The organism is Hymenobacter sp. 15J16-1T3B (assembly GCF_020711235.1).
In the GTDB taxonomy this organism is placed as follows: Bacteria; Bacteroidota; Bacteroidia; order Cytophagales; family Hymenobacteraceae; genus Solirubrum.
The window spans coordinates 446,061-467,400 of sequence record NZ_JAJFAV010000003.1; the positions used below are offsets into that span (position 1 = coordinate 446,061).

The following is a 21,340-nucleotide window of genomic DNA, read 5'->3' on the forward strand; positions in this document are numbered from 1 at the left end:
TGCGCCTTGCCTGTCTAATTAAACCGCGGCCCGGTCCGGTTGTCTAGCTCAAAGGGCGGACGGCGGGACCGGGCCGCGGTGCGTTTGCAGCCTTTTGGCGCTGAAATCGTATCTTACTCTGCCGAACCACCCGTGGGCGCCTACTGTGACCGTTATGCTACCCGTCCGTTTTCGTTTGTTGCTCACGCGCCGCCTGCTGCCGGGCTTGGTGTGCTGCGCCCTGACGAGCCCGGCCGCCCGGGCCGATGACCCCAAGGACGCGCCCAATGCCGTGGACGTATCAGCTTTGCTGCGCGAGGCCAAGGCCTTGCAGTTGCAGTACCGCGAATCGGCCGCTTTGGCCCGCTACGAGCAAGTGTTGGGGGCGTTTCCGCGCAACTACGAGGCGCTCTGGCAAGCGGCCGTGCTCAGCGTCAACATCGGCACGCGCTACACCGATGAAAGCCGCCGCGGGGCCTACTACACTTCCGCCCGGCAATTTGCCGACCGTGCGTACGCCGTCAACCCCAAGGGCGGCGAAGCCAACTATGCCGTGGCGCTGACGCTGGCCCAGCAAGCCACCATCCGCAGCGCCCGCGACCGGTTGAGCCTCTACAAAAGCATGAAGCCCTACGTGCTCCGCGCCGTGGAATACAGCCCAACCATGCCGGAAGCTTGGCAGGTACTCGGGCGTTGGAACTACCGCGTGGCGCACCTCAACTTGGTTGAGCGGGCCTATTGCCGGCTGTTGTTGGGTGGTCCGCCCACCGGCGCTTCTAACACCAAGGCCATGGAAGCCCTGCGGCGCGCCCACAACCTGGACCCCTGCCGCATTCAGTACTACTACGACTTGGCCCGCGTGTACCAAAACCAGCGCCTGCTGCAGTCGGCCCGCGAGGTGCTGAAGGAAGCCGCCGAGGTGCAGCCCATGACGGGCGAGGAGCTGGAAATCAGCCGGCGCTGCCGCAACATGCTGGAGCAGCTAGAACGCAGCTAGCGGCCCCGTTTTGGAGAGCAAGCCCAACCGGACGGCCCGCCAGCCGTCCGGTTTTATTTGGGAGGGGCCCAACGGTTTACCCGAAATTCCAGTTAACTTATTAGGCGGGGCAGTCGGGTACTTTCGGCTGCGCAGCGGCACCATGAGCCATTCGGTCGAAGGGAAGCTGTGCGTCTGCCTAGGGCTGCTGTTCTGCTTGGTCCTGGGGCAAACTGCCGCGGCGCAAACCAATGCCGACGTAGCCGCTCAGCTGCGCCAGCGCCTCGCGGCACCCGCGGCGGCCGACAACGAGATGGGGGCCGAGCTGCAGCGCTTTTACGCGCAGGTCAACTATGCCCCGGTCTGGACCACCGCTACCGGCCCCCGCGCCGCCGCCACGGCCGGGCTAAAGCTGCTGCGGCAAGCGCGCGACTACGGCCTGCGCTCCGACAACGCCGCCCAGCAGGCGCCAGCGCGGGTCCTCGACTCGCTGGCGCTGCCCGCGCTGGACTCGGCGGCCCGGCTGAGCGGCCGCGTGCGGGCCGAGCTGCTGCTCACCGCCCAGCTGCTGCAGTTCACCACCCAACTACGCCGCGGCCATGTGCGGCCCGAAAGTCTGCAACCAACCACTTGCACTGCCGATTCGACCTTTGACCCGGTATTCTGGCTACTCTCCGCCCGCAGCTGCGCCGATTTCAGCCGGCAGGTGCTGGCCGCGCAGCCGCAAAGCCGCAGCTACGTGCGCTTGCTAGGGGCCTGGCAGCGCCTGCTGCGCACCGATTCGGCCGCGGCCCGGCGCCAGCAGTGGCTGGTGGCGGCCAACCTGCAGCGCCTGCGCTGGGAACCCGCAGCCGACTCCTTGTATTGCGTGGTCAATATCCCGGCCTACAGCCTGCAGGTGGTACGCCGCACCAAAGTGCTGCGCACGTGCCGGGTGGTAGTGGGGGCGCCGGCCACGCCCACCCCCGAACTGTGCAGCCGCATCCGGTTCTTCGAAACGTCCCCGCGCTGGAACGTGCCGCGCAGCATTGCCACCCGCGAAATGCTGCCCCAATTGCGCCGCAACCCGGGCTTCCTAGACGATAACAACTACATACTCTACGACCGGCAAGGGCGGGTACCCAACCCGCGCCGCATCAACTGGAAAGAGGTGTCGGCCGAGTCGTTTCCCTACGTCATCCGGCAGGCCGCCACCAGCGACAATGCCCTTGGCAACGTGGTGTTTCGCTTCCCCAACCCACACGACATCTTCCTGCACGATACGCCGGCCCGCCGGGTTTTCAGCCAACCCAAGCGCGCCCTCAGCCACGGCTGCATCCGCTTGCAAAACCCCTTGCAGTTGGCCGTGTTCCTGCTGCGGCACGACTTCGCTGACCAACCCAGCCGGGCCCAGCGCAACGTAGAACGCATGTGGGACAGCGTCTACGGCGGCTACAGCAAGTATTTTCCCTTGCGCTACCCCGTGCCCGTGTACGTGCGGTACCTCACCTGCCACGCCGACGACGGCCCCAGCTTGCGTCAGCTACCCGACATCTACGGGCGTGATGCGACGCTGATAGCGGCCTTGCGCGGGCAGGTGGCCGAGGGGGCCATGGCCGGGGAGTAGCGGGCGTTGGGGCCTGGTGCGTACCTTTGCGCCGTCTGCTTGCCCACCGACCGCCGTGTTTCCATCCGTTTGCCGTTTGCTGCCCTTGCTGCTGGCGCCTTTGCTGCTGGCTTGCGGCGACGCTGCGCCCGGCGAAGAACAGCCCGACACCATGGTCGACCTGAGCACGGTGCGCAGCGGACCCGAAATCCAGGCTAACGAGCTGAACGGCGCCATTGCCCGCCAGCCGCGCAACCCCGTGCTCTACGCCCGCCGGGCCGACTTTCGGGTCAAGGACGGCCAGCTCGACGCGGCGCTGGACGACATTAACCGCGCCATTGAGCTGGACGACGAGCCCCCCGGGGAGTTCTTTTTGACCAAGGCCCGCGTGCTGCGCGCTCAGGGCAAGCTGCAGGCCGCCATTGATGCCACGGCCCAAGCCCAGCAGCGCGGCTACAACCCGCCGGAACTGCACTTGCTGCTCGGCGAAACCAACCTGGCCGCCCGCCGCTACACCACTGCCCTCGACTACCTCGACCGCGTGCTGCGCGAAGACGCCGACAACGCCGCCGCGCTGTTTTACAAGGGCCTCGTGTACGCCAACTTGCGCGACACCGTCCAGGCACTCGATTACCTGCGCGCCAGCGCCGCCCGCGCCCCGCGCCTGCCCGAGGTGCTGCACCAAACGGCCTACCTGCTCAACGCTAACCGCCAGCCCCTGGCCGCCGCGCCCTACATCGAAAGCGGGCTGCGCGCCGACCGCAGCTACGCCGCCCTTTGGTATGACCGCGGCCGCGTGTTTGACTTCGCCGGCCAGCCCGACAGCGCCGCCCGCCAGTACGCCCGCGCCACCCGGCTCGACAGCACCCTCTACCGCGCCGACTACCGCCTTGGCCTCTACCACTACAAGGGCAAGCGGTACGCCCAGGCCATTCGCCCGCTCAGCCGGGCCCGCCGCCGCAGCCAGTACCTGCCCGACGTGGGCCTGATGCTGGCCGAAAGCTACGAGTCGGTAGGGCAAACGCAGTCCGCTTGGATTGCCTACCGGGCGCTGGTGAAGCAGTTTCCCGGCAACCGGCACTACACGTACAAGGTCTGGAAAGTGGGCCAGCGGCTGCCCAACCGCCAGCTGGACTCGCTCAAGATGGTGTACGGCGCCCCGCCCTTGCCCCAGCCGCGCCGGGTGCCCTCCACCGTCCCGACCACCATCGAGCCGCTGGAGGTCAAGCCCCCGACGTTGCTCACGCCCGCCAATTAGCGGTGGTGAATTAATGTGCCCGTGGCGGCGTTACCGGCTCAGCAATGCCCATTTATCGGCTTTCCGCGTGGTTTGTGCCCGCGAAGCTGCTAACTTGCGGGCTACCGCAATTTTTTGCACGTTTCTCTAATGATTAACATCACGCTCCCCGACGGCTCCGTGCGTCAGTTCGAAGCGGGTGTGAGCGGCTACGACGTAGCCGCCAGCATCAGCGAAGGCCTGGCCCGCAACGCCTTGGCCGTGCGCGTCAACGGCGAAGTCCGCGACCTGCACCGCCCCATCCAAGACTCCGCCAACCTGGAGATTCTCACATGGAACGACGAGGCGGGGAAGAATACCTTCTGGCACTCCTCGGCCCACTTGCTGGCTGAGGCGCTGGAAGCGTTGTATCCGGGCATTAAGTTCGGCATCGGCCCGCCCATCGAAAACGGCTTCTACTACGACGTGGACCTGGGCGAAGGCCGCAGCATCGGCCCCGACGACTTTGCCAAGATCGAGCAGAAAATGCTGGAGCTGGCCAAGAACAAGAGCCGCTACGAGCGCCGCGAGGTGTCGAAGGCCGACGCCATTGCCTACTTCACCGAGAAAGGCGACCCGTACAAGCTGGACCTCCTGGAAGGCCTCGAAGACGGCAGCATCACCTTCTATCAGCAGGGCAATTTCACCGACCTCTGCCGCGGTCCGCACATTCCGGATACGTCGAACATCAAGGCGGCTAAGCTGCTGAACGTGGCCGGGGCCTACTGGCGCGGCAACGAGAAGAACAAGCAGCTGACGCGCATCTACGCCATTACCTTCCCCAAGGACAAGGAACTGAAGGAGTACCTGCACAAGCTGGAGGAAGCGCGCAAGCGCGACCACCGCAAGCTGGGCAAGGAGCTGGAGCTGTTTGCGTTTTCGGAGCGGGTAGGAGCGGGGCTGCCGCTGTGGCTGCCCAAGGGCACCGCCCTGCGCGAGCGGCTGGAGCAGTTCATGCGCCGCGCGCAGGTGAAGGCCGGCTACCAACCGGTCGTCACGCCGCACATCGGCGCCAAGGAGCTGTACGTCACCTCGGGTCACTACGAGAAGTACGGCGCCGATTCTTTCCAGCCCATCAAGACGCCGAACCCGGGCGAGGAATTCTTCCTCAAGCCCATGAACTGCCCGCACCACTGCGAGATTTACAAGACCAAGCCGCGCTCTTACCGCGACCTGCCCTTGCGTCTCGCCGAATTCGGCACGGTGTACCGCTACGAGCAATCGGGCGAGTTGCACGGCCTGACCCGCGTGCGCGGCTTTACCCAGGACGACGCCCACATCTTCTGCCGCCAGGACCAGGTGAAGGAGGAGTTCATCAAGGTCATTGACCTGGTGCTGTACGTGTTCCGCGCCCTCGGCTTCGAGGACTACACCGCCCAGATTTCGCTGCGCGACCCGGAAAACAAGCAGAAGTACATCGGTACCGACGAGAACTGGGCGGCCGCCGAATCGGCTATTCAGGAAGCGGCCCAGGAGCGCGGCCTGCGCACCGTTACGGAGCTGGGCGAGGCGGCCTTCTACGGCCCCAAGCTCGACTTCATGGTGCGCGACGCCCTCGGCCGTAAGTGGCAGCTGGGCACCATCCAGGTAGACTACAACCTGCCCGAGCGCTTCGAGCTGGAGTACGTAGCCCCGGACAACTCGCGTCAGCGCCCGGTGATGCTGCACCGTGCCCCGTTTGGCTCCCTCGAGCGGTTCGTGGCCGTGCTCATCGAGCACTGCGCCGGCAATTTCCCGTTGTGGCTGGCCCCGGAGCAGTTCATCATCCTGCCGATTTCGGAGAAGTACCACGACTATGCCCAGCAGGTGCTGGCCCAGCTGCAGCAGGCCGATCTGCGCGGCACCACGGATGAGCGCGACGAGCGAATCGGCCGCAAAATCCGCGACGCCGAGATGCAGAAGATTCCCTACCTGCTAGTAGTGGGCGAGAAGGAAGCCGAAAACGGTATCGTCTCGGTCCGTCGTCACGGCGAGGGCGACTTGGGCTCCATGCCCATCGACGCTTTCATCCGCAACTTCCAGGAGCAAGTGGAGGAAATGATGAGCGGCAAAGCCGTTGCCGCTCATTAACCAAAGACTGGTAAGAAGAACGTCATCCTAAGCTGAAGGCGGAGGACCTTCCTCGAACCTTGCACCAATCAAGGAGCGCAGCCACAAACCCATGTAAAAAGGGTAGTGGCTGCGCTTCTGGTTAAAGGCGTCCGTACTTCGTAGGTAGCGGCGATGCAGGGTAGGAGGAAGGTCCTTCGCTTGGGCTCAGGATGACATTCTATATAACCTTACTAACCTTGCGTCCGAATCAAATAGAACTAATCCCGCGCCGTAGTCGTTAAAACCCTTGCAGCCCGCCGGAAACACGGTTTTCGGCGGGCTGCATTTTGTCATTCGGGAAAATTGCCGGATATTCGCCCGCTCAAATGGTTGGCGGCGCTGATTTACAGTCGCTTTCCGGCCGTTGACCCGACCACGTTTCACCTAAACTCTGAAGTCTTATCAGAACCCCTAACCGCCGCCTCCCTCCGCGCCAAGTGGAGGAGCCGTTCAAAATCAATGGCAAGATTACGGCCCGCGAAGTTCGCCTGGTAGGCGACAACGTGGAGCAGGGCATTTACCCCACCGAGCAAGCCCGCCGCATGGCGGAAGCGCAGAGCCTGGACCTCGTGGAGATTTCTCCCACGGCTGTCCCGCCGGTATGCCGCGTTATCGACTACTCGAAATTCAAGTACGAGCAGAAGAAGCGCACCCGCGAGATGAAGGCCAAGCAGACGAAGGTGGTGGTCAAAGAAATTCGTTTCGGCCCCAACACCGACGACCACGACTTCGCGTTCAAGCTTAAGCACGCCCAGGAATTCCTGCGCGAGGGCGCCAAGATCAAGGCCTACGTGCACTTCGTGGGTCGCTCTATTGTCTTCAAAGAGCGCGGCGAAATCCTGTTGCTCAAGTTTGCTCAGGCCCTCGAGGATCTGGCCAAAGTAGAGCAGCTGCCCAAGCTCGAAGGCAAACGCATGTTCCTTTACCTGGCGCCCAAAGCCGTGGTAGTGAAGCCTGCCGGTACTTCGGCTCCGAAGCCCGCCGCCCCGAAGGAGGAAGGCAAGGCTCCGGCTCCGAAAGCTGCCGCTTCCAACGAAGCGGCTGAATAAGCTACTCCAGCGCGGCGTGAGCCGCTCCGTTGTTCAGGCGAGCCGGCCCTAGGCAGCCGGCCGCCGATGTTTTACCCTTCAACCTTTCTCACAATGCCGAAAATGAAAACCAAGTCCGGCGCCAAGAAGCGTTTCTCGCTGACCGGCACGGGCAAAGTAAAGCGCAAGCACGCGTACAAGTCGCACATTCTGACCAAGAAGAGCACCAAGCGCAAGCGCAACCTGACCCATGTCACCCTGGTTAGCTCTGCTGACATGAACCGGGTTAAGGACATGCTGGTCCTCTAAGCGGCGGTTTCAAGCTCCCGCAGTACATTTTTTCAACCCGGCGTCCGGTTATTCGCCAAGCCGCTTAAGGATTAAGCAGGCACCGGCCGCCAAAAACAAGTAGGTTATGCCAAGAAGCGTCAATAACGTGGCCTCGCGCCACCGTCGCAAAAAGGTAATGCGCCTGGCCAAAGGTTACTTCGGCCGCCGCAAGAATGTCTGGACCGTTGCCAAAAACGCGGTTGAGAAAGGTCTGCTGTACGCCTACCGCGACCGGAAAGCCAAGAAGCGCGACTTCCGTGCCCTGTGGATTCAGCGTATCAACGCCGGTGCCCGCATCCACGGCCTGTCGTACTCGCAGTTCATGGGCGGCCTGAAAAAGGCTGGCATCGACCTGAACCGTAAGGTACTGGCCGACCTCGCCTTGAACCACCCCGAAGCCTTCAAAGGCATTGTGGAGAAAGTAAAAGCCTAGTACCCGTACTGGCTTACCAGGCAAAAAGCCCGGCCAAACGGCCGGGCTTTTTCGTGTTCCTGCGTAAGGCAGGGGAGGATAATCAAAGCCGTTTCGCGCCTAGCGAGCGGCTTTTTTCATTAGCTCGATAATCGTTTGGCGGTCCTCGGCCAATTGACGATACGTTTCGGCCTTTTCCTGCCATGCAGCAAGCTCTTTTTGACACTCGGCCAGGGCTGCGCGCAGTTCGGCAGCTTCGGCTTGGCTGGGGGCAGGCTTGCTTAGCGGCTTAATCGGTGGTTCTGCAAGCATTGTCGGCGCGGGTTCGGGGGGCAGCGCGTAGGTGTTGGTACGCGTGAGCAGGGGAGAGCCATTGCCCATCACCAGCCACTCCAAGTTTACCTGCGGGTACTGGGCCTTGATTTTCTCCAGCGTGTCAAAGCTCGGCTTCGACATGCGGCCGCCCAGCATGTTGGCCAGAACCGTGCTTCGAACCCCAATAGATGCAGCAAAAGCGCTAACTGATTTTGCGCCCAACACCTTGACAAGCTCCTGCAGCCTATCGGCAGTCGTTGATTCCATCTGAAATAAAAAAAACTTTCAATTGAGGATATGCACTTATACACAAATGATGTATAATTGCTCCACCCTCTGATGAACTGCCAGAAGATACAGAAAATGTAAGCGCCAGGCATATAATTGCCCGGATGGCTTGCGCTATGTATTAAGCAAGAGATATTTGCATTCGCTATTAGTGTACTTATGCTCATGAGCTGATTTGAAATTACCTCAACTATATGTTTCAATTAATGTAATCACATATGATTTAATTGCTTATTTATGCTGCTCTTCTGAAACAAGAAGAGTCAGCAACTGATATGGAACACAATTACACCATTCATATTGCGTATGCTTACAAACTTCTACTCTGCCCTTGCGGCTACTCAGTTGGTATTGCTGGGTCTTGCGGTGTTAATATGCCGACGGCGCTGGCTTCACTTCAGTTGGAAACGACAGCTGCTACTGCCCTGGCTTGGGCTAAGCCCCTTGGTTGTTCAGGCGCAAAGTGGGCCCATCAGCGCGGCCGACTTGCTGCCACCCTCTTTTCTGCCCAAGTCGCCTACCGCCGGGGCGTTGGTAGGATTTAGTGGACAGCAGCTTGTAAACCTGCCAACAGGCGGGGCGCAGTTTTCAGTTGCCTTGGCTGAGGTAAGCTGCGGGGCGTTGCGGCTGCCGGTTTCCTTAGGCTATTCGTTCACTGGGCTGCAGGTTGGCCAACCCTACGATTTGGTGGGGCTAGGCTGGTCGCTACAGGCCGGTGCGTGCATCACGCGCCAGGTAAACGGATTGCTGGACGAGGATGTCGCAACGCTGCCGGAACGCCGGTACAATCCCGATTCAGTACGGCTCGGTAGGCTAAGCCAGTGGTATTTGCGCCGAGCCATACTCAACGATGTGGATACCGGCCCCGACGTGTATACGTTTTCGCTGCCGGGCGGAACCAACGGGCGCTTCATCATTCGCGATACGACGGTTGTGTTGCTGCCGCAGCAGCCAGTGCACGTGGAGCGGATAGGCGCGGGAACCAGCTGGGGTTTTCAGGTCACCACCGAAGACGGCATACGTTTCCAGTTCCAGGCGGTGGAAGTTACCCGGCCGGACCCGCACAATTTTGGGCCCATCGGACAGCACCCATCGGCCTGGCACCTGACGCGCATGATTTCGGCCAACAACGCGGACACCGTACAGTTGCACTACACCCGCTCGGCGTTTGAAAGCCAGCCCCAACAATGCTCCATCACCACCGGCAAATATTATACGGGCGTCTACGAACACGGCGCGTCCACCGGCACTGATTACGGGGCAGGCTGCGGGTCCGCGGCCGACTACGCATTTCACAACGTGCAGATGTACGTGTCGAAAGTGCAGGCGCAGTACTTGGACTCCATCACCACGCGCGGGGCTCACTTGGTCTTGACCAGGGCCGCCAACCACGAATTGCAGCGGCTGCGGCTGATAGCAACCACCAACGGGCGGCGCGAAGTCAAACGGGTGGTGCTCTACCAGTCGCATTTCGCCGGGGAGCCGGCGTCTCCCGACTACCGGCTGCGTCTCGACTCCCTGCGGGAAAGCGCCAACGGCAGCGCGCTGCCGTGCTACCAGTTCCGCTACCATAACATCGTGAACATGCCTTCGCGGCGCAGCGCCGCCAAAGACTTTTGGGGGTATTTCAACGGCGCCACCCGCAATGGCGACGTGTTTACGACGGCGGTGCCTTCGCTCTTGGCTGACCCGCGCTTGAACCAAATAGCGCCGCAATTTGCGGCGGATCGAACCCCCAACTACTCTTTTGCGCTGGCTGGAGCGCTGAAAGAAGTAACGTATCCGACTGGCGGCACAACGCGCTGGGAATACGAACCCGGCCGGGTCTCCAGCACTTTGGAGCAAATCCCGATGGATAGCACGACAGTGACCTTGGGCACCAGCTACAATTCCAACAACACCGTGCTGACCAGCACCGGCAAGCGGGTGACTACCTCGGGCGTGTTGACATTTCGGGTCACTCAAACCGCCGATGTTAATTTGTACCTAAGTCGTTTGCCGGCTGACTCAATTAATACCTGCGGAAGTTGCAATACCTTCCGGGACTTTAATCTCTGGCGCCGGCTGGCTACTGGAGACTCCTTGATTACTGATGGACCGGAAAGTGCTTTCAAGTCTCAGGACCCCGAAACAGGTCGCCGTTTCCGCTTCCACCTGCCTGCGGGTAATTACGCAGCGGAAGTGTACTGCGAAAGCCGGGAGCGGTCGACGAATATTTTTCTGCAATTAGCATTTCGCGACTCTTCGCTGGTGCGGCTAGGCCTGCCGGGACCGGGCGTGCGTGTGTTGCGCACAACGACGACCACCCCCGGAGCACCCCCGCTGGTGCGCACGTACCGGTACACGGCCAATGGCTATTGCTCGGGAGCCTCGTTGCTGCCCGAAAACGGGACCGGTTTTGAGAGTTACAATTTTTTAGACGTCTATCAGACCTCCGGGCAGATTGCCGGGGTATCGGGGATTTGCCACAACGTGAGCACGTCTTCGGACAACCGGGGGATCGGCAACGATTTCAACAAATACGATTTTTATTACGCCTGCGTCACCGAAACCCTGGGGGAGAATCAGGGGTGGACCGAACATTATTACACGCACCTAGCCGAGCAATTCAACGACGTGGTGCCTGTTCGGGAAGCGGTTTATCGACAGGACGCGAATCAGCCTCGCTTACACCTGCTGGCGCAGGAAACCCGCTACACCTATGCGACGGACAGTGTATTGGTGTTTCCGCTAATGAAAGTGCGGGTTGCTGAGACGCACGCCCGGGATATTTTCCATTTGGGCGTCGAACTGTATGAGGATACCCCCTTGCTGATTTATCCTCATCCGTATTGGGGGCTGCCGCGCCGCGCCGAACCGTACGAACCGAGCAACAACGAACTGTTCGCCGCATTTGTCGCGCCTGTGCAGACAGAGCAGCTGCGCTACGACACGCAGGGAAGTGTATCGGTTAGTGTTTCCCGGTCGACGTATAAGCGGCAGCGTCTGATTCACTCGGCCACGCGCACCAGCACCGGCTGGGATATTCGCCGCTACAAGCGCTTATGGGACTACGCAGCAGCGCCGAGCACCGCACCGCTGCGCCGAAGCTACTTCAACCCAGTAGTAGAAACCCAGGCGTGGCGCCGCACTGGTACTGCCGATTCAGTGCTGGTTGGCGGACAACTCACTTTTTTTGATCCTCAGCATCGGGCCCCCGCGGGCGCCTGGTCGCTACGTTTGCCGCAGCCCGCGGCCGCGCCCAACCGGGAAACGCTTGCGAACGGGTACTTCGCGGGATTCAAAAGTGATACTCGCTACCGGCCCGATGACAGCGTGCGCTACGATTCGGGCACCGGGCTGCTGTTGCAGCGACAATCGCCTAAAGCTCCTCCCATTGCTTACATATGGGGCTACGACCGTACCCACGTAGTAGCCCAGGTCGAAAATGCGACCTACGCCGCGGTTCAGGCCGTGCTTTCCCCGGCTACCATTGCCCGGCTGCAAAGCGCTAACCCGGGCACTGATACGCAAATCCGGCAATTGCTGGCGCCCTTGCGCACCCAACTACCGCAGGCGCGGGTCACCGTCTACACATACGCACCGCTGGTGGGCTTGACCTCGCAAACTGACCCGAGCGGCCGCACCAATTATTACGAATACGACGAGCTAGGCCGCCTATTGCGCGTGCGTGACGAGCAGAGCCATATCCTGAGCGAACAGGAATACCACTACGCCCGCCCTAACTAATACCAATCTGATGATACGTGTGACACATTCATGGCAGCGCGTAGCCGCTGCCCTGGGACTGCTGTGCGCAGTCCTGCTCTCCGCTCACCTTGTCCAGGCGCAAGGAACAGTACCCGATTCTACCGAGCTGCGGGTGCTTCGGCAATTCTACTTCCACACCGGCGGCGCGCAGTGGACGCAGCGCAATGGTTGGCTCACTTCCGCCAGTACCGTCGCCGACGTAGCTAGTTGGCAAGGGCTAAGCATTACCGATGGGGATATCAGCGAAATTTACTTGCCAGCTAACAACTTGCGTGGAGACATTCCCGAATGTTTGGGCTTGCTCATGGGGCTGCGGGTATTGCACCTCGGGGGTAACGGCGGCTTGGCCGGTCCGTGGCCCAGTGTTGTGGTTAGGCCTCTCAGCCAGTTACAGAGCTTATACCTTCATAACTGTGGCCTTATGGATACGCTGGGAAATGATTTCGGTGGTAAGCCGGCGTTAGCGGTAGTAAATCTTAGCGGCAACGCTTTGTTAGGAACGATTCCCCGTTCGCTGAGTAATGCGCCGGCGTTAGAGTACCTTAATTTGGCACAGAACCGGTTGACCGGTTCTATCCCAGACGGTTGGGCCAGTCGGCACAAACTGGCGTCGCTGGAATTAAATTTCAATCAGTTTAGCGGGCCACTCGGTAATGCCTTAGGTCGTTTATCAGCCCTGCACACATTTTGGGCGTACGGCAACCGATTGGAAGGGGCGCTGCCCGATTCGCTGAGCCGGTGTACCCATTTGCGCGACGTAGGATTTGGGCATAATCACCTTACCGGGCTGGTGCCTGCATCGTGGAGCCAGCTCACGGAATTGTATCGACTGGACTTGAGCGAGAACCGCCTCGAAGGAGCCTTACCGGCAACCTGGGGCGCGTTGCAGCTCACCCACCTCTACCTAAATAATAATCAGCTATTCGGACCCATTCCCGCCACCTGGAGCGGAATGCAGGCCTTGCGCTATTTAGTGGTCAGCCAAAACCGCTTGTCGGGACTATTGCCCACTTCATTAGGGCAGTTGCGCGGGCTGAACTACTTCGATGCCGACAATAACCGGTTTAATGGGCCTGTGCCTACTTCATTCAAGTGTATGAAGGCCTTGGTTCGGTTGAATCTTAGCAACAACAATCTCAGCGGCCCGCTGCCCGATTCGCTAAAGGCTACTTTCTTATGGTTTGATAACAATCATCTGTCCGGTCGGATTTCCACATATTACGCCAACGCGTGGCAGCAAGGTATTGGCCAGATGTTTTTTAGAGGCAACGATTTAGTCGGCTTGCCCACTTTCAACGCCACCCTTGGTTACCCATACTTGCAACTGGAGCTTACCAGCAACTTCCTGGAATTTGATTCTTACGAGGCAAACGTTGCTGTTCCGGGACAATATCAATTTTTCGACTACGGGCAGCGTATCCCGAGTCCCGCTGATACTCAATACGTGGTGGCAGGTTCGCGGGCATGGCTGCGTCGGACATTTGGGGGGGCGCACAACCATTACCAGTGGCAGCGGCAACTGGGGCAAGTATGGGTCGATCTGGCTCCCGCGCAAGACGCTGATTCATTACTGCTGCCGCCAATCACGGAGTCCATTGAAGGAGCCTATCGTATTCGGGTTACCAACGATTGGTTGCCGTGGATGACGCTCTACACCAAAAGCGTATACGTGTCGGTGTTGCCCTACACGGTTCCCCCGCGCAATGAACCCAGCGCCGGCGCGGGGCCTATGCTGGTGAATGCCGCCCCGCCCAGCCGTACCGGTGCCGGTGATGTGGTTAACTACGTGCGCGCCTTTTCCGCTCGGGCGGTCTATACCGACCCAGCCGCGCTGCGGCAAGCGCCGGTGCGTGATGTGCAGATCAAAACCGATTACCTCGATGGTTTGGGCCGCACCGTGCAGACTGTGGTGCACCAGGACTCTCCGGGCCGTCGCGACGTTATCCAGCAACAAGCCTACGACGAATTCGGCCGGCAACCCAAGCAGTACTTACCCTATACGGCGGCACCGGCTGCCGGTAGCTTTGGCGCGTACCGACCTGATGCCCTGCGCGAGCAGTATAACTTCTACCGCACCCCGAGCGTGCCAGGTATTCCGGCTTCGGGAGTCGCATACGCCGAAACGCGCTTTGAGGCCTCGCCGCTCAACCGTCCCGTGGTGCAGGCCGCGCCGGGTGAGACTTGGCAGCTGCAGGCCGTAGATAATCACACGGTGCACCTAGATGAGCGGGCCATTAACTCGGATCAAGACACTGTGCGGCGGTGGCTACCTGGCTACGGTTCGGAGCGGGAAGACCTGACTGCGGCCGGGGTCTATGAGCCTGGTACGCTGTGGGTCAAACAAACAACCGACGAGCAAGGCCAGGTAGCGCGTGAGTACACCGACCTGGAAGGACGAGTCGTGCTCAAACAAGTCAGCACCGGGCGTCTCGGCTATTACGCCGTGGTGCACGCCCGTGACACCATGCGCTACGAGCGGCGCTCATGGCTCAGCACGTACTACGTCTACGATGATTTCGGCCGGTTGCGGGCGGTCATCCCGCCGCTGGCCGAGCAGCGTTTGCGGCAGCATCGATGGACGGTAGAAGGTGCCGGGCTTGAGCGCCTGCTGTTTCGGTATCACTACGACGACCAAGGCCGGTTGACGGAGAAGAAGGTGCCCGATCAGGATGGGTATGCTTACACGGTATACGACGAACTGGACCGACCCGTGCTGGTTCAGGACCCCGCCCAACGGGCTCAGCACCAATGGCTGGCCACCAAATACGATACGTTGGGGCGAACCGTCTACACCGCGCTTATTAGCGACCGGGGGCAAACCCACGCGCAGTGGCAAGCAGCCGCCGCGGCCGCCACGGTGCTGTGCGAACAGACGGCCACCGCGCCCGGCCCCGGTGGTGCGTATTACACCAATCAAGCCTTCCCAGTGCTCAATCCGGCCGACCAAATCCTGAGCACAACCGATTACGACTCCTACGACTTTAACCACGACGGTACTCCCGATGCTCATTACCTAGCTCGGCACGATGCGCGGCTAGGCGATGCGGCCTACCAAGCCTCACCTGACCTGCGCACCATAGGCCAGCCCACTCGTTCGCGAGTACGGGTATTAGGGGCCACGACCGGTGCCCCAGGAGCATGGCTGACGACATCCGCTTTTGTTGACGACAAGCTACGCGTCCTGCAAACGCAAAGCACCAATGCCCGCGGGTATCGCGACCTGGCTACTTCGCGCTATGACTTCGCCGGCAATGTATTGGCTAGCTATTCCGTGCACCACGGCCCACAAGGAACCCGCGAAGATTCGGTATCAGTTCTGGAAACGTCCACTTACGACCACGCGGGGCGCTTGCTGGCCACCCAGCAAGTAGTGGACAGCGGCCCCAGCGTGACGCTGGCGGCTCACCGCTACAACGAGGTAGGACAATTGCTGCAGAAACATCTCGGCGACAGCACCGCTGGCCGAGCGTTGCAGACCGTTGACTACAGTTATAACATTCGCGGTTGGCTTACTCGGGTAAACGATGCCCAACTCACACCCCAGCTTGGTCAGCGACCCGACTTGTTCGGGCTTGAACTCAGCTACGACCACGGTTTTGGTACCAACCAATTTAACGGCAACATCGCCGGGCAGAAGTGGCGCACAGCTTCTGATAACGTTGAACGAGCTTACGGCTACCGCTACGACCAACTCAGCCGCATCCTGCAAGGGGATTTTGTTGCACGCGATGCCGCTGGAATCTGGAATGCCGAGCGTGACAATTATCGCTTCTGGGCCGCCAGCTACGATGCTAACGGCAACTTGCTGACTGCTCGCCGGCGGGGGCTAGTACAGGAATCCACTCGAACCACTCCCCGCCGCTACGGCGAAATTGACAACCTGCGTTACCGCTATCAGCCCAATTCGGATGGTCCCGCTGCTGCCAGCAACCGCCTACTCCGCGTCGATGATTTAGCCCCGGTTGCCACCGAGTTCGGGCCCCAGCAGCCCACGCGCCCCGACTTCCAAGATGGTGCCACCAGCGGCAGCACTTTGCCTGACTACGCATACGACGATGCCGGCTCGCTCATCCGCGACCGAAACAAGGGCATTGACACTATTCGGTACAATCACCTGCACCTGCCAACCCGTATCGTGTGGGCCAACGGTAACCGACTGGAATTCCGATACACTGCCGCCGGGCAGAAAGTAGCTAAGCTAGCTACCCCCACCGGCAAGCCAACCGTGCGCACCGATTACCTAGGCGCCTGGCAATACGAAGGTGACTCGCTTCGGTGGCTGAACACCAGTGAGGGCCGTGCCCTACGCTTTGTCCAACGTAATGCCGCCGGCCAGCCCGTAACGCGTTACAGCTACGAATACACCATCAAAGACCACCTGGGCAACCTGCGCGTAGCCTTCCGCCCCGGCGACCGGGCTCGGTACCGTGCTACCCTGGAGCCAGCCTTAGCTGATCAGGAAGAAGCACAGTTCGATTACGTGCGCGAAACTCGCTTCCAGACGGCCGATGCCGCCGCCGGCCAATACGTCGCTCGCTTAAATGCTGCGCTAGGTAAGCCTATTGGCCCATTGAAAACTTTAACTGTGCGCAAAGGGGACACGCTACAGATTGAAGCCTTCGGGCGTTACGATCAGCCCGTGCACAACGTCAGCTACGGCTTTTCGCTGTTGAGCTTCGTCTCCTCGTTGCTGCAGCAGCCTGCCGTCCCCCCTGCCACCGGCGACGGTCAGACAGCCCGCCAACGTGCATTACCCTTTCTGGGTATTGGATTAGCCTTTGTGCCCCAACTTGTTCAACTTACCAATGGGGTGCCCCGCGCTTACCTCCGGGCGCTGGTGTTTGACAAAGATTCTACGTTACTTACCAGCTATACACAACAGCTCACTATGGCTGCCAACGGCAATTATCAACGGCTCAGCATTGACCTGACTGCTCCGCAGGATGGTTTCGTGCAGACTTTCGTTGGCAATGAGAGTGATGCAGACGTATGTTTTGATGATGTCAGCATTGAGTACCGACCGACGCTGCTGGTGCAAGAGAATCAGTATGATCCGTTTGGGTTGGATTTAGTCGGTTTGCTTAAATTCACTGAAAATGAAAATAGATTTAATTTTAGTGGTAAAGAGAGTCAATATGAATTTGGTCTTAATTGGAAAGATTATGGCGCACGCGAATATGATGCTGCGTTAGGGAAATGGCATGTCGCTGATCCACTATCTTCAGATGAGCCATCCTGGAGCTCATATAGGTCTTTCTTTAACAATCCAATTAAAAATATAGATCCTAATGGTATGTTGGAAGGTGAATATCGTGATAGGGAAGGAAATAATTTAGGCAGTGATGGTATTAAGGATAATAAAATATACCTGTTGAACGAGGGGGTAAGGGCTAAAACTGAGAATTGCAATGTTAATTGGGGTGGCCAGTTGTCAGAGAAACATGCTCAGGAACTCAAAAAAAACTCAACAGAGGTTTGCGGGCTCATAATTATGAATAGAGTGGAAGAGGGTAGTGATTATACTATAAGCAACCTTTCAACGACAGGTGCAACAACTGGAGATAAACCTGTAAGCGGGTATACTCTAGAACCAGCTGGGCCTTCAACTGATGAAAGCGGGAAAGATAGACGTATACCAGAAGGAGTCTATGATATAAATAATTTTGCAAGCAAGAAAAACCCCGATAATTTTATTGTATCAAATGACAGAGTTTCAAAAAGTAGGGCGATATTGTTCCATCTTGGGAACACTGGTGGTGAAACAGAAGGATGTATTATGCCTGGGAGTGCAAAAAGTGCTGGCGCTGTTTGGAAAAGTGGCCCTAAAATGGATGAAATCAGAAAATATATAAAGAGCAAAGGCTCCGAAAACGTTAAATTGATTGTAAATAATCAGATAGATAAGTAAAATGCGAATTGCTGCGACGATATTTTTATATTTATTATGTGCTGTTTTCGAAGTAGCACATGGGCAAGTTAGTTTGTGTATGAATGAATCGAATCGTGCAAGAGCATTAAAACTTAAAAAAGCTTACATTGATAATAACTGTTTGGTTTTTTTTAATTGTTTTCCAAAATCGTTTAGCGACCTATGTGCCATATATGATTATAAGGAATATGACGAATCGTGTAATTTATATAGTTTTTACGACAAACATATCGATTATTTATTTAATTGCAAAAAAATATATAAAAAAGAGGTTTTGATCGATAAAATTATATTGATTTCTATTGATGGTGAATGGCGGGCAGATGCTATAGGCTTATTTCAAGCTAATGAACGAAAATTGATAATTAATAATACAGATATATTTTTGCGTGAATTAAACAAGAGGTCTAATTCGGAGCAAAGGTCTTTGTGGCATTTTATATTTGATGGGTCTCCACCGCATGATAAACAGATTAGAGAGCTATATAAAACTTTATTCGTCTTGGTTTCTAAAAAGGATGCTTTACAGGCACGAATAATGAAAGAGGAGTTTTATAAAATGTATCATTGAAATAAAAAAAAGCACCGCTCACTATATTAGTGGGCGGCGCTTTTTTTTGTAGCGGGGACGAGATTTGAACTCGTGGCCTCAGGGTTATGAATCCTGTGCTCTAACCAACTGAGCTACCCCGCCCTGTTTTGGTGCCGCAAAGGTAAAGCGAAGATTTAACGCAGTGCAAGCTTTGACGGAAAAAAAAGCCGTGTATCTTGCCGCTACTCCCCAATCTGGCTGATTGCCAGCTAGACAAATTTCCGCTTCTCTCGCTGCCCTATGCCCATTTCCGCTACTCGCTCCAAGCACCGCTTCGTGCAGGAATACCCCGTCAATGCCTCGGCTAAGATCCTTTATCCTTACCTCGCTTCGGCTTCCGGACTGCGCCAATGGTTCTGCCAAGACGTTCAAATGGTGAACCCCCACATCTTTAACTTCGTGTGGGACAACCAGCCTCACCTCGCCGAAATCACCTCCCAGCGTACCAACCGTTCGGTGCGGTTCGTGTTCCTCGGGCCCGAGCGCCGGCACATGCCCGATGCCAATTACCTTGACTTCACCATCGAGTCTTCGGAACTGACGCAAGAGGTGTTCTTGCGTGTTGTCGACTACTCCGAGGAAACCGACGACGTGGAGCTGACCGAAATGTGGGATAACCTCGTGCAGAACTTGCGCGAACAGGTAGGGGGCTGAGCCACTTTTTTCAGTATCGTATTGTTCCGAAAGGAGCGGAGCCATCCCGATGCCGGGATGGAGCCGCTCCTTTTTTAGTCCCTAACCGATTGACGGCGCCGCGGCGACGTACCTTTGCGGCCGTTTTCGGCGTTAAGGAGCCCTCTGAAGTGGCTTGCTGCTGGTTATGAAGAAAATAGATAAGCTGATCCTGCAGGCCTTTATCGGGCCGTTTCTGCTCACGTTTGCGGTGGTAGAGTTCGTTTTCCTTACCCAAACGATGATGAAGTACCTCGACGACCTCGTCGGGAAGGATTTGGGTACGGGCGTGATTCTGCAGCTGCTGATGTATTTCAGCGTGCTCATCGTGCCCATTTCGCTGCCGTTGGCGGTGCTGCTGTCGTCGCTGATGACCTACGGCAACCTGGGGGAGCACCACGAGCTAACGGCCATCAAGACCTCGGGCGTGTCGTTGACGCGGATTCTGCGACCGGTGATGCTGTTCAGCGCCCTGCTGGCCGGCTTCGCGTTCTGGTTCAACAACACCATCGTGCCCAAGGCCAATCTGAAAGCCTACAGCCTGCTCTGGGACGTACGCCAGCAGAAATTAGCCTTGGATATCCGGCCGGGGGTGTTCTACAGCGGCATTCCGGGCTATACCATCAAGGTCAACAGCAAGGGCGGCGAAAACGGGGAGAACCTCTACGGGGTCATGATCTACGACCACAGCGGCAGCAGCGGCAACGTGGCCATGGTACTGGCCGACTCCGGCCGCATGGCCACCCGCTACGACGGACAATACCTGGCGCTGGAGCTTTTCAACGGCCGCAAGTACGTGGAGCAGCCCTCGGCCCGCGACCGATCCGGCGCCGGCTTCGTGCAACAGAAGTTTGACCGCACCGACATCATTTTCTCGCTGGCCTCGTTCAGCCTCGACCGCACCAAGGAGGACTTGTTCAAAGAAAACAAGATCATGCTCACGCTGCCGCAGCTGCGCGGCTTCGTCGATTCCATGAGCGTGGTGCTCAACAAGGAGCGGCGCCAGGCAGGGATGCAGCTGAATCCGTATTTTCTCTACCAGCGCTTCGATACGACCGGCCAAGCCTACGACCGGCGGACCGCCAGCTGGCAAGTGCCGGCCACCAAAATGCCGGCGCCCTCAGCTGCCGTGCTAGAGTCGGCGGCCAACCGGGCCCGCAACTTGCGCTCCTTCATGACCACGTACTCGGAACGGTTGGGCAGCACGGCCCGCGAGATGGGCAATTACCGCATCGAAATTTTCCGCAAGTACACCCAGTCGGTGGCCATTCTGATCATGTTCCTGATCGGGGCGCCGCTGGGGGCCATTATCAAGAAAGGTGGCTTGGGCGTGCCGGTGCTCGTCTCGATTCTGTTCTTCATCATTTTCTACGTCGTGTCCATCATCGGGGAGAAGTACGGCCGCGAAGCCGTGATGCCGGTGGGCGTGGGCATGTGGATGTCCAACTTCGTGCTGCTGCCGGCCGGGCTGTTTTTCCTCTACCAAGCGCGCCGCGACTCCAGTCTATTCGAGGTTGATTTCTGGCTGCGCCTCTCGCGCAAGCTGCCGAAGTGGTTCGTGCGCAAGCCCGCGCCGGTGACGACGGCAGGGTAGAGGCACCGCCGCCCGTAGATGGAAAGGGTTCGGCCAGGCAACTTGCCCGGCCGAACCCTTTTTCCGCCCTGCCGACGCGTTATTGCAGCTGTATTCCGTCCAATGGACCGAATATTTTCTTACCTTTGCGCTACGCCTAGCTATGTTGCCGGCGTATACCCTTTTTCACACTTCTTAATCCAAGACGGGGCTTTCTCCCTATCTGCCGATGAAACTCACTACCGAAGCCAAGCAGGCAATCTTCGAACAGCACGGCGTTGCGAAGACCAAAACCGACACCGGTTCGGCCGAATCGCAAATCGCGCTGTTTACCACGCGTATCTCGCACCTGACGGAGCACCTGAAAGTCAACAAGAAAGACTTCTCGACCCGTCTGGGCCTGCTCAAGCTGGTAGGTAAGCGCCGTCGTCTGCTGAACTACCTGCAGCAGCGCGACATCAACCGCTACCGCGCCATCATTAAGGAGCTGGGCATCCGCAAGTAACTCACTCCAGAAAGCAGGGAGCCCGCCGGCCGGGTTCCC

13 protein-coding genes, 1 tRNA gene and 1 pseudogene are annotated in these 21,340 nt (G+C 58.4%); 13 read left to right on the plus strand and 2 right to left on the minus strand.

Annotated elements, in window-relative coordinates; all coding sequences use genetic code 11:
* Positions 1-154: 154 nt before the first annotated feature.
* The 7 genes and pseudogenes from LJ737_RS07885 (at position 155) to rplT (ending at position 7,698) form a co-directional block, all read left to right on the plus strand.
* Positions 155-976, plus strand: a complete 822-nt coding sequence (locus LJ737_RS07885; protein ID WP_227764411.1) for a tetratricopeptide repeat protein — start codon at positions 155-157, stop codon at positions 974-976.
* 142 nt (positions 977-1,118) lie between these two features.
* Complete coding sequence (locus LJ737_RS07890; protein WP_227764412.1) at positions 1,119-2,561, plus strand: L,D-transpeptidase family protein; 1,443 nt, start codon at positions 1,119-1,121, stop codon at positions 2,559-2,561.
* 76 nt (positions 2,562-2,637) lie between these two features.
* Entirely contained in the window at positions 2,638-3,798 is a 1,161-nt protein-coding gene (locus LJ737_RS07895; protein WP_227764415.1) for a tetratricopeptide repeat protein, read from the plus strand.
* Positions 3,799-3,927: 129 nt separating this feature from the next.
* Entirely contained in the window at positions 3,928-5,886 is a 1,959-nt protein-coding gene (gene thrS, locus LJ737_RS07900) for a threonine--tRNA ligase (protein WP_227764417.1), read from the plus strand.
* Between the two features lie 422 nt (positions 5,887-6,308).
* A pseudogene (infC, locus tag LJ737_RS07905) lies at positions 6,309-6,863 on the plus strand (translation initiation factor IF-3); the annotation flags it as partial.
* Between the two features lie 186 nt (positions 6,864-7,049).
* Complete coding sequence (gene rpmI / locus LJ737_RS07910; RefSeq protein WP_227764419.1) at positions 7,050-7,244, plus strand: 50S ribosomal protein L35; 195 nt, start codon at positions 7,050-7,052, stop codon at positions 7,242-7,244.
* Between the two features lie 106 nt (positions 7,245-7,350).
* A complete protein-coding gene (gene rplT, locus LJ737_RS07915; protein ID WP_111476759.1) occupies positions 7,351-7,698 on the plus strand; it encodes a 50S ribosomal protein L20 in 348 nt (115 codons plus the stop codon).
* A gap of 99 nt (positions 7,699-7,797) precedes the next feature.
* On the opposite strand, the gene LJ737_RS07920 is transcribed toward rplT, so the two are convergent.
* Positions 7,798-8,259, minus strand: a complete 462-nt coding sequence (locus tag LJ737_RS07920; protein ID WP_227764421.1) for a hypothetical protein — start codon at positions 8,257-8,259, stop codon at positions 7,798-7,800.
* 327 nt (positions 8,260-8,586) lie between these two features.
* Between LJ737_RS07920 and LJ737_RS07925 the strand changes: the two genes are divergently transcribed.
* From LJ737_RS07925 to LJ737_RS07935, 3 genes are all read left to right on the plus strand, one after another.
* Positions 8,587-12,009: an RHS repeat protein gene (locus tag LJ737_RS07925; protein WP_227764423.1), complete on the plus strand. Its 3,423-nt coding sequence runs from the start codon at positions 8,587-8,589 to the stop codon at positions 12,007-12,009.
* Positions 12,010-12,451: 442 nt separating this feature from the next.
* On the plus strand, positions 12,452-17,938 hold the full coding sequence (locus LJ737_RS07930; RefSeq protein ID WP_227764425.1) for a DUF5675 family protein: 5,487 nt from the start codon (positions 12,452-12,454) through the stop codon (positions 17,936-17,938).
* A 1-nt stretch (position 17,939) separates the two neighbouring features.
* On the plus strand, positions 17,940-18,530 hold the full coding sequence (locus LJ737_RS07935) for a hypothetical protein (RefSeq protein ID WP_227764428.1): 591 nt from the start codon (positions 17,940-17,942) through the stop codon (positions 18,528-18,530).
* Positions 18,531-18,579: 49 nt separating this feature from the next.
* Here the strand turns inward: LJ737_RS07935 and LJ737_RS07940 are convergent.
* A tRNA-Met gene (locus LJ737_RS07940) sits at positions 18,580-18,653 on the minus strand.
* A 138-nt stretch (positions 18,654-18,791) separates the two neighbouring features.
* On the opposite strand from LJ737_RS07940, the gene LJ737_RS07945 reads away from it, so the two are divergent.
* The 3 genes from LJ737_RS07945 (at position 18,792) to rpsO (ending at position 21,301) form a co-directional block, all read left to right on the plus strand.
* Positions 18,792-19,205: an START-like domain-containing protein gene (locus tag LJ737_RS07945; protein ID WP_227764430.1), complete on the plus strand. Its 414-nt coding sequence runs from the start codon at positions 18,792-18,794 to the stop codon at positions 19,203-19,205.
* Between the two features lie 166 nt (positions 19,206-19,371).
* Positions 19,372-20,817 carry an LptF/LptG family permease gene (locus LJ737_RS07950; protein ID WP_227764432.1) on the plus strand — a complete coding sequence of 482 codons (1,446 nt, stop codon included), beginning with the start codon at positions 19,372-19,374 and terminating at the stop codon, positions 20,815-20,817.
* A 208-nt stretch (positions 20,818-21,025) separates the two neighbouring features.
* On the plus strand, positions 21,026-21,301 hold the full coding sequence (gene rpsO / locus LJ737_RS07955) for a 30S ribosomal protein S15 (RefSeq protein ID WP_126695621.1): 276 nt from the start codon (positions 21,026-21,028) through the stop codon (positions 21,299-21,301).
* The last annotated feature ends 39 nt before the right edge of the window (positions 21,302-21,340 follow it).

Bases quoted from the DNA above. Each gene is read 5' to 3' on its own strand.
- LJ737_RS07925 (WP_227764423.1), top strand. From the start codon at position 8,587: ATGCTTACAAACTTCTACTCTGCCCTTGCGGCTACTCAGTTGGTATTG.
- rplT (WP_111476759.1), top strand. From the start codon at position 7,351: ATGCCAAGAAGCGTCAATAACGTGGCCTCGCGCCACCGTCGCAAAAAG.
- rpmI (WP_227764419.1), top strand. From the start codon at position 7,050: ATGCCGAAAATGAAAACCAAGTCCGGCGCCAAGAAGCGTTTCTCGCTG.
- LJ737_RS07945 (WP_227764430.1), top strand. From the start codon at position 18,792: ATGCCCATTTCCGCTACTCGCTCCAAGCACCGCTTCGTGCAGGAATAC.
- LJ737_RS07890 (WP_227764412.1), top strand. From the start codon at position 1,119: ATGAGCCATTCGGTCGAAGGGAAGCTGTGCGTCTGCCTAGGGCTGCTG.
- LJ737_RS07920 (WP_227764421.1), bottom strand. From the start codon at position 8,259: ATGGAATCAACGACTGCCGATAGGCTGCAGGAGCTTGTCAAGGTGTTG.
- rpsO (WP_126695621.1), top strand. From the start codon at position 21,026: ATGAAACTCACTACCGAAGCCAAGCAGGCAATCTTCGAACAGCACGGC.
- LJ737_RS07950 (WP_227764432.1), top strand. From the start codon at position 19,372: ATGAAGAAAATAGATAAGCTGATCCTGCAGGCCTTTATCGGGCCGTTT.
- LJ737_RS07930 (WP_227764425.1), top strand. From the start codon at position 12,452: ATGGATACGCTGGGAAATGATTTCGGTGGTAAGCCGGCGTTAGCGGTA.
- LJ737_RS07885 (WP_227764411.1), top strand. From the start codon at position 155: ATGCTACCCGTCCGTTTTCGTTTGTTGCTCACGCGCCGCCTGCTGCCG.
- LJ737_RS07935 (WP_227764428.1), top strand. From the start codon at position 17,940: ATGCGAATTGCTGCGACGATATTTTTATATTTATTATGTGCTGTTTTC.
- thrS (WP_227764417.1), top strand. From the start codon at position 3,928: ATGATTAACATCACGCTCCCCGACGGCTCCGTGCGTCAGTTCGAAGCG.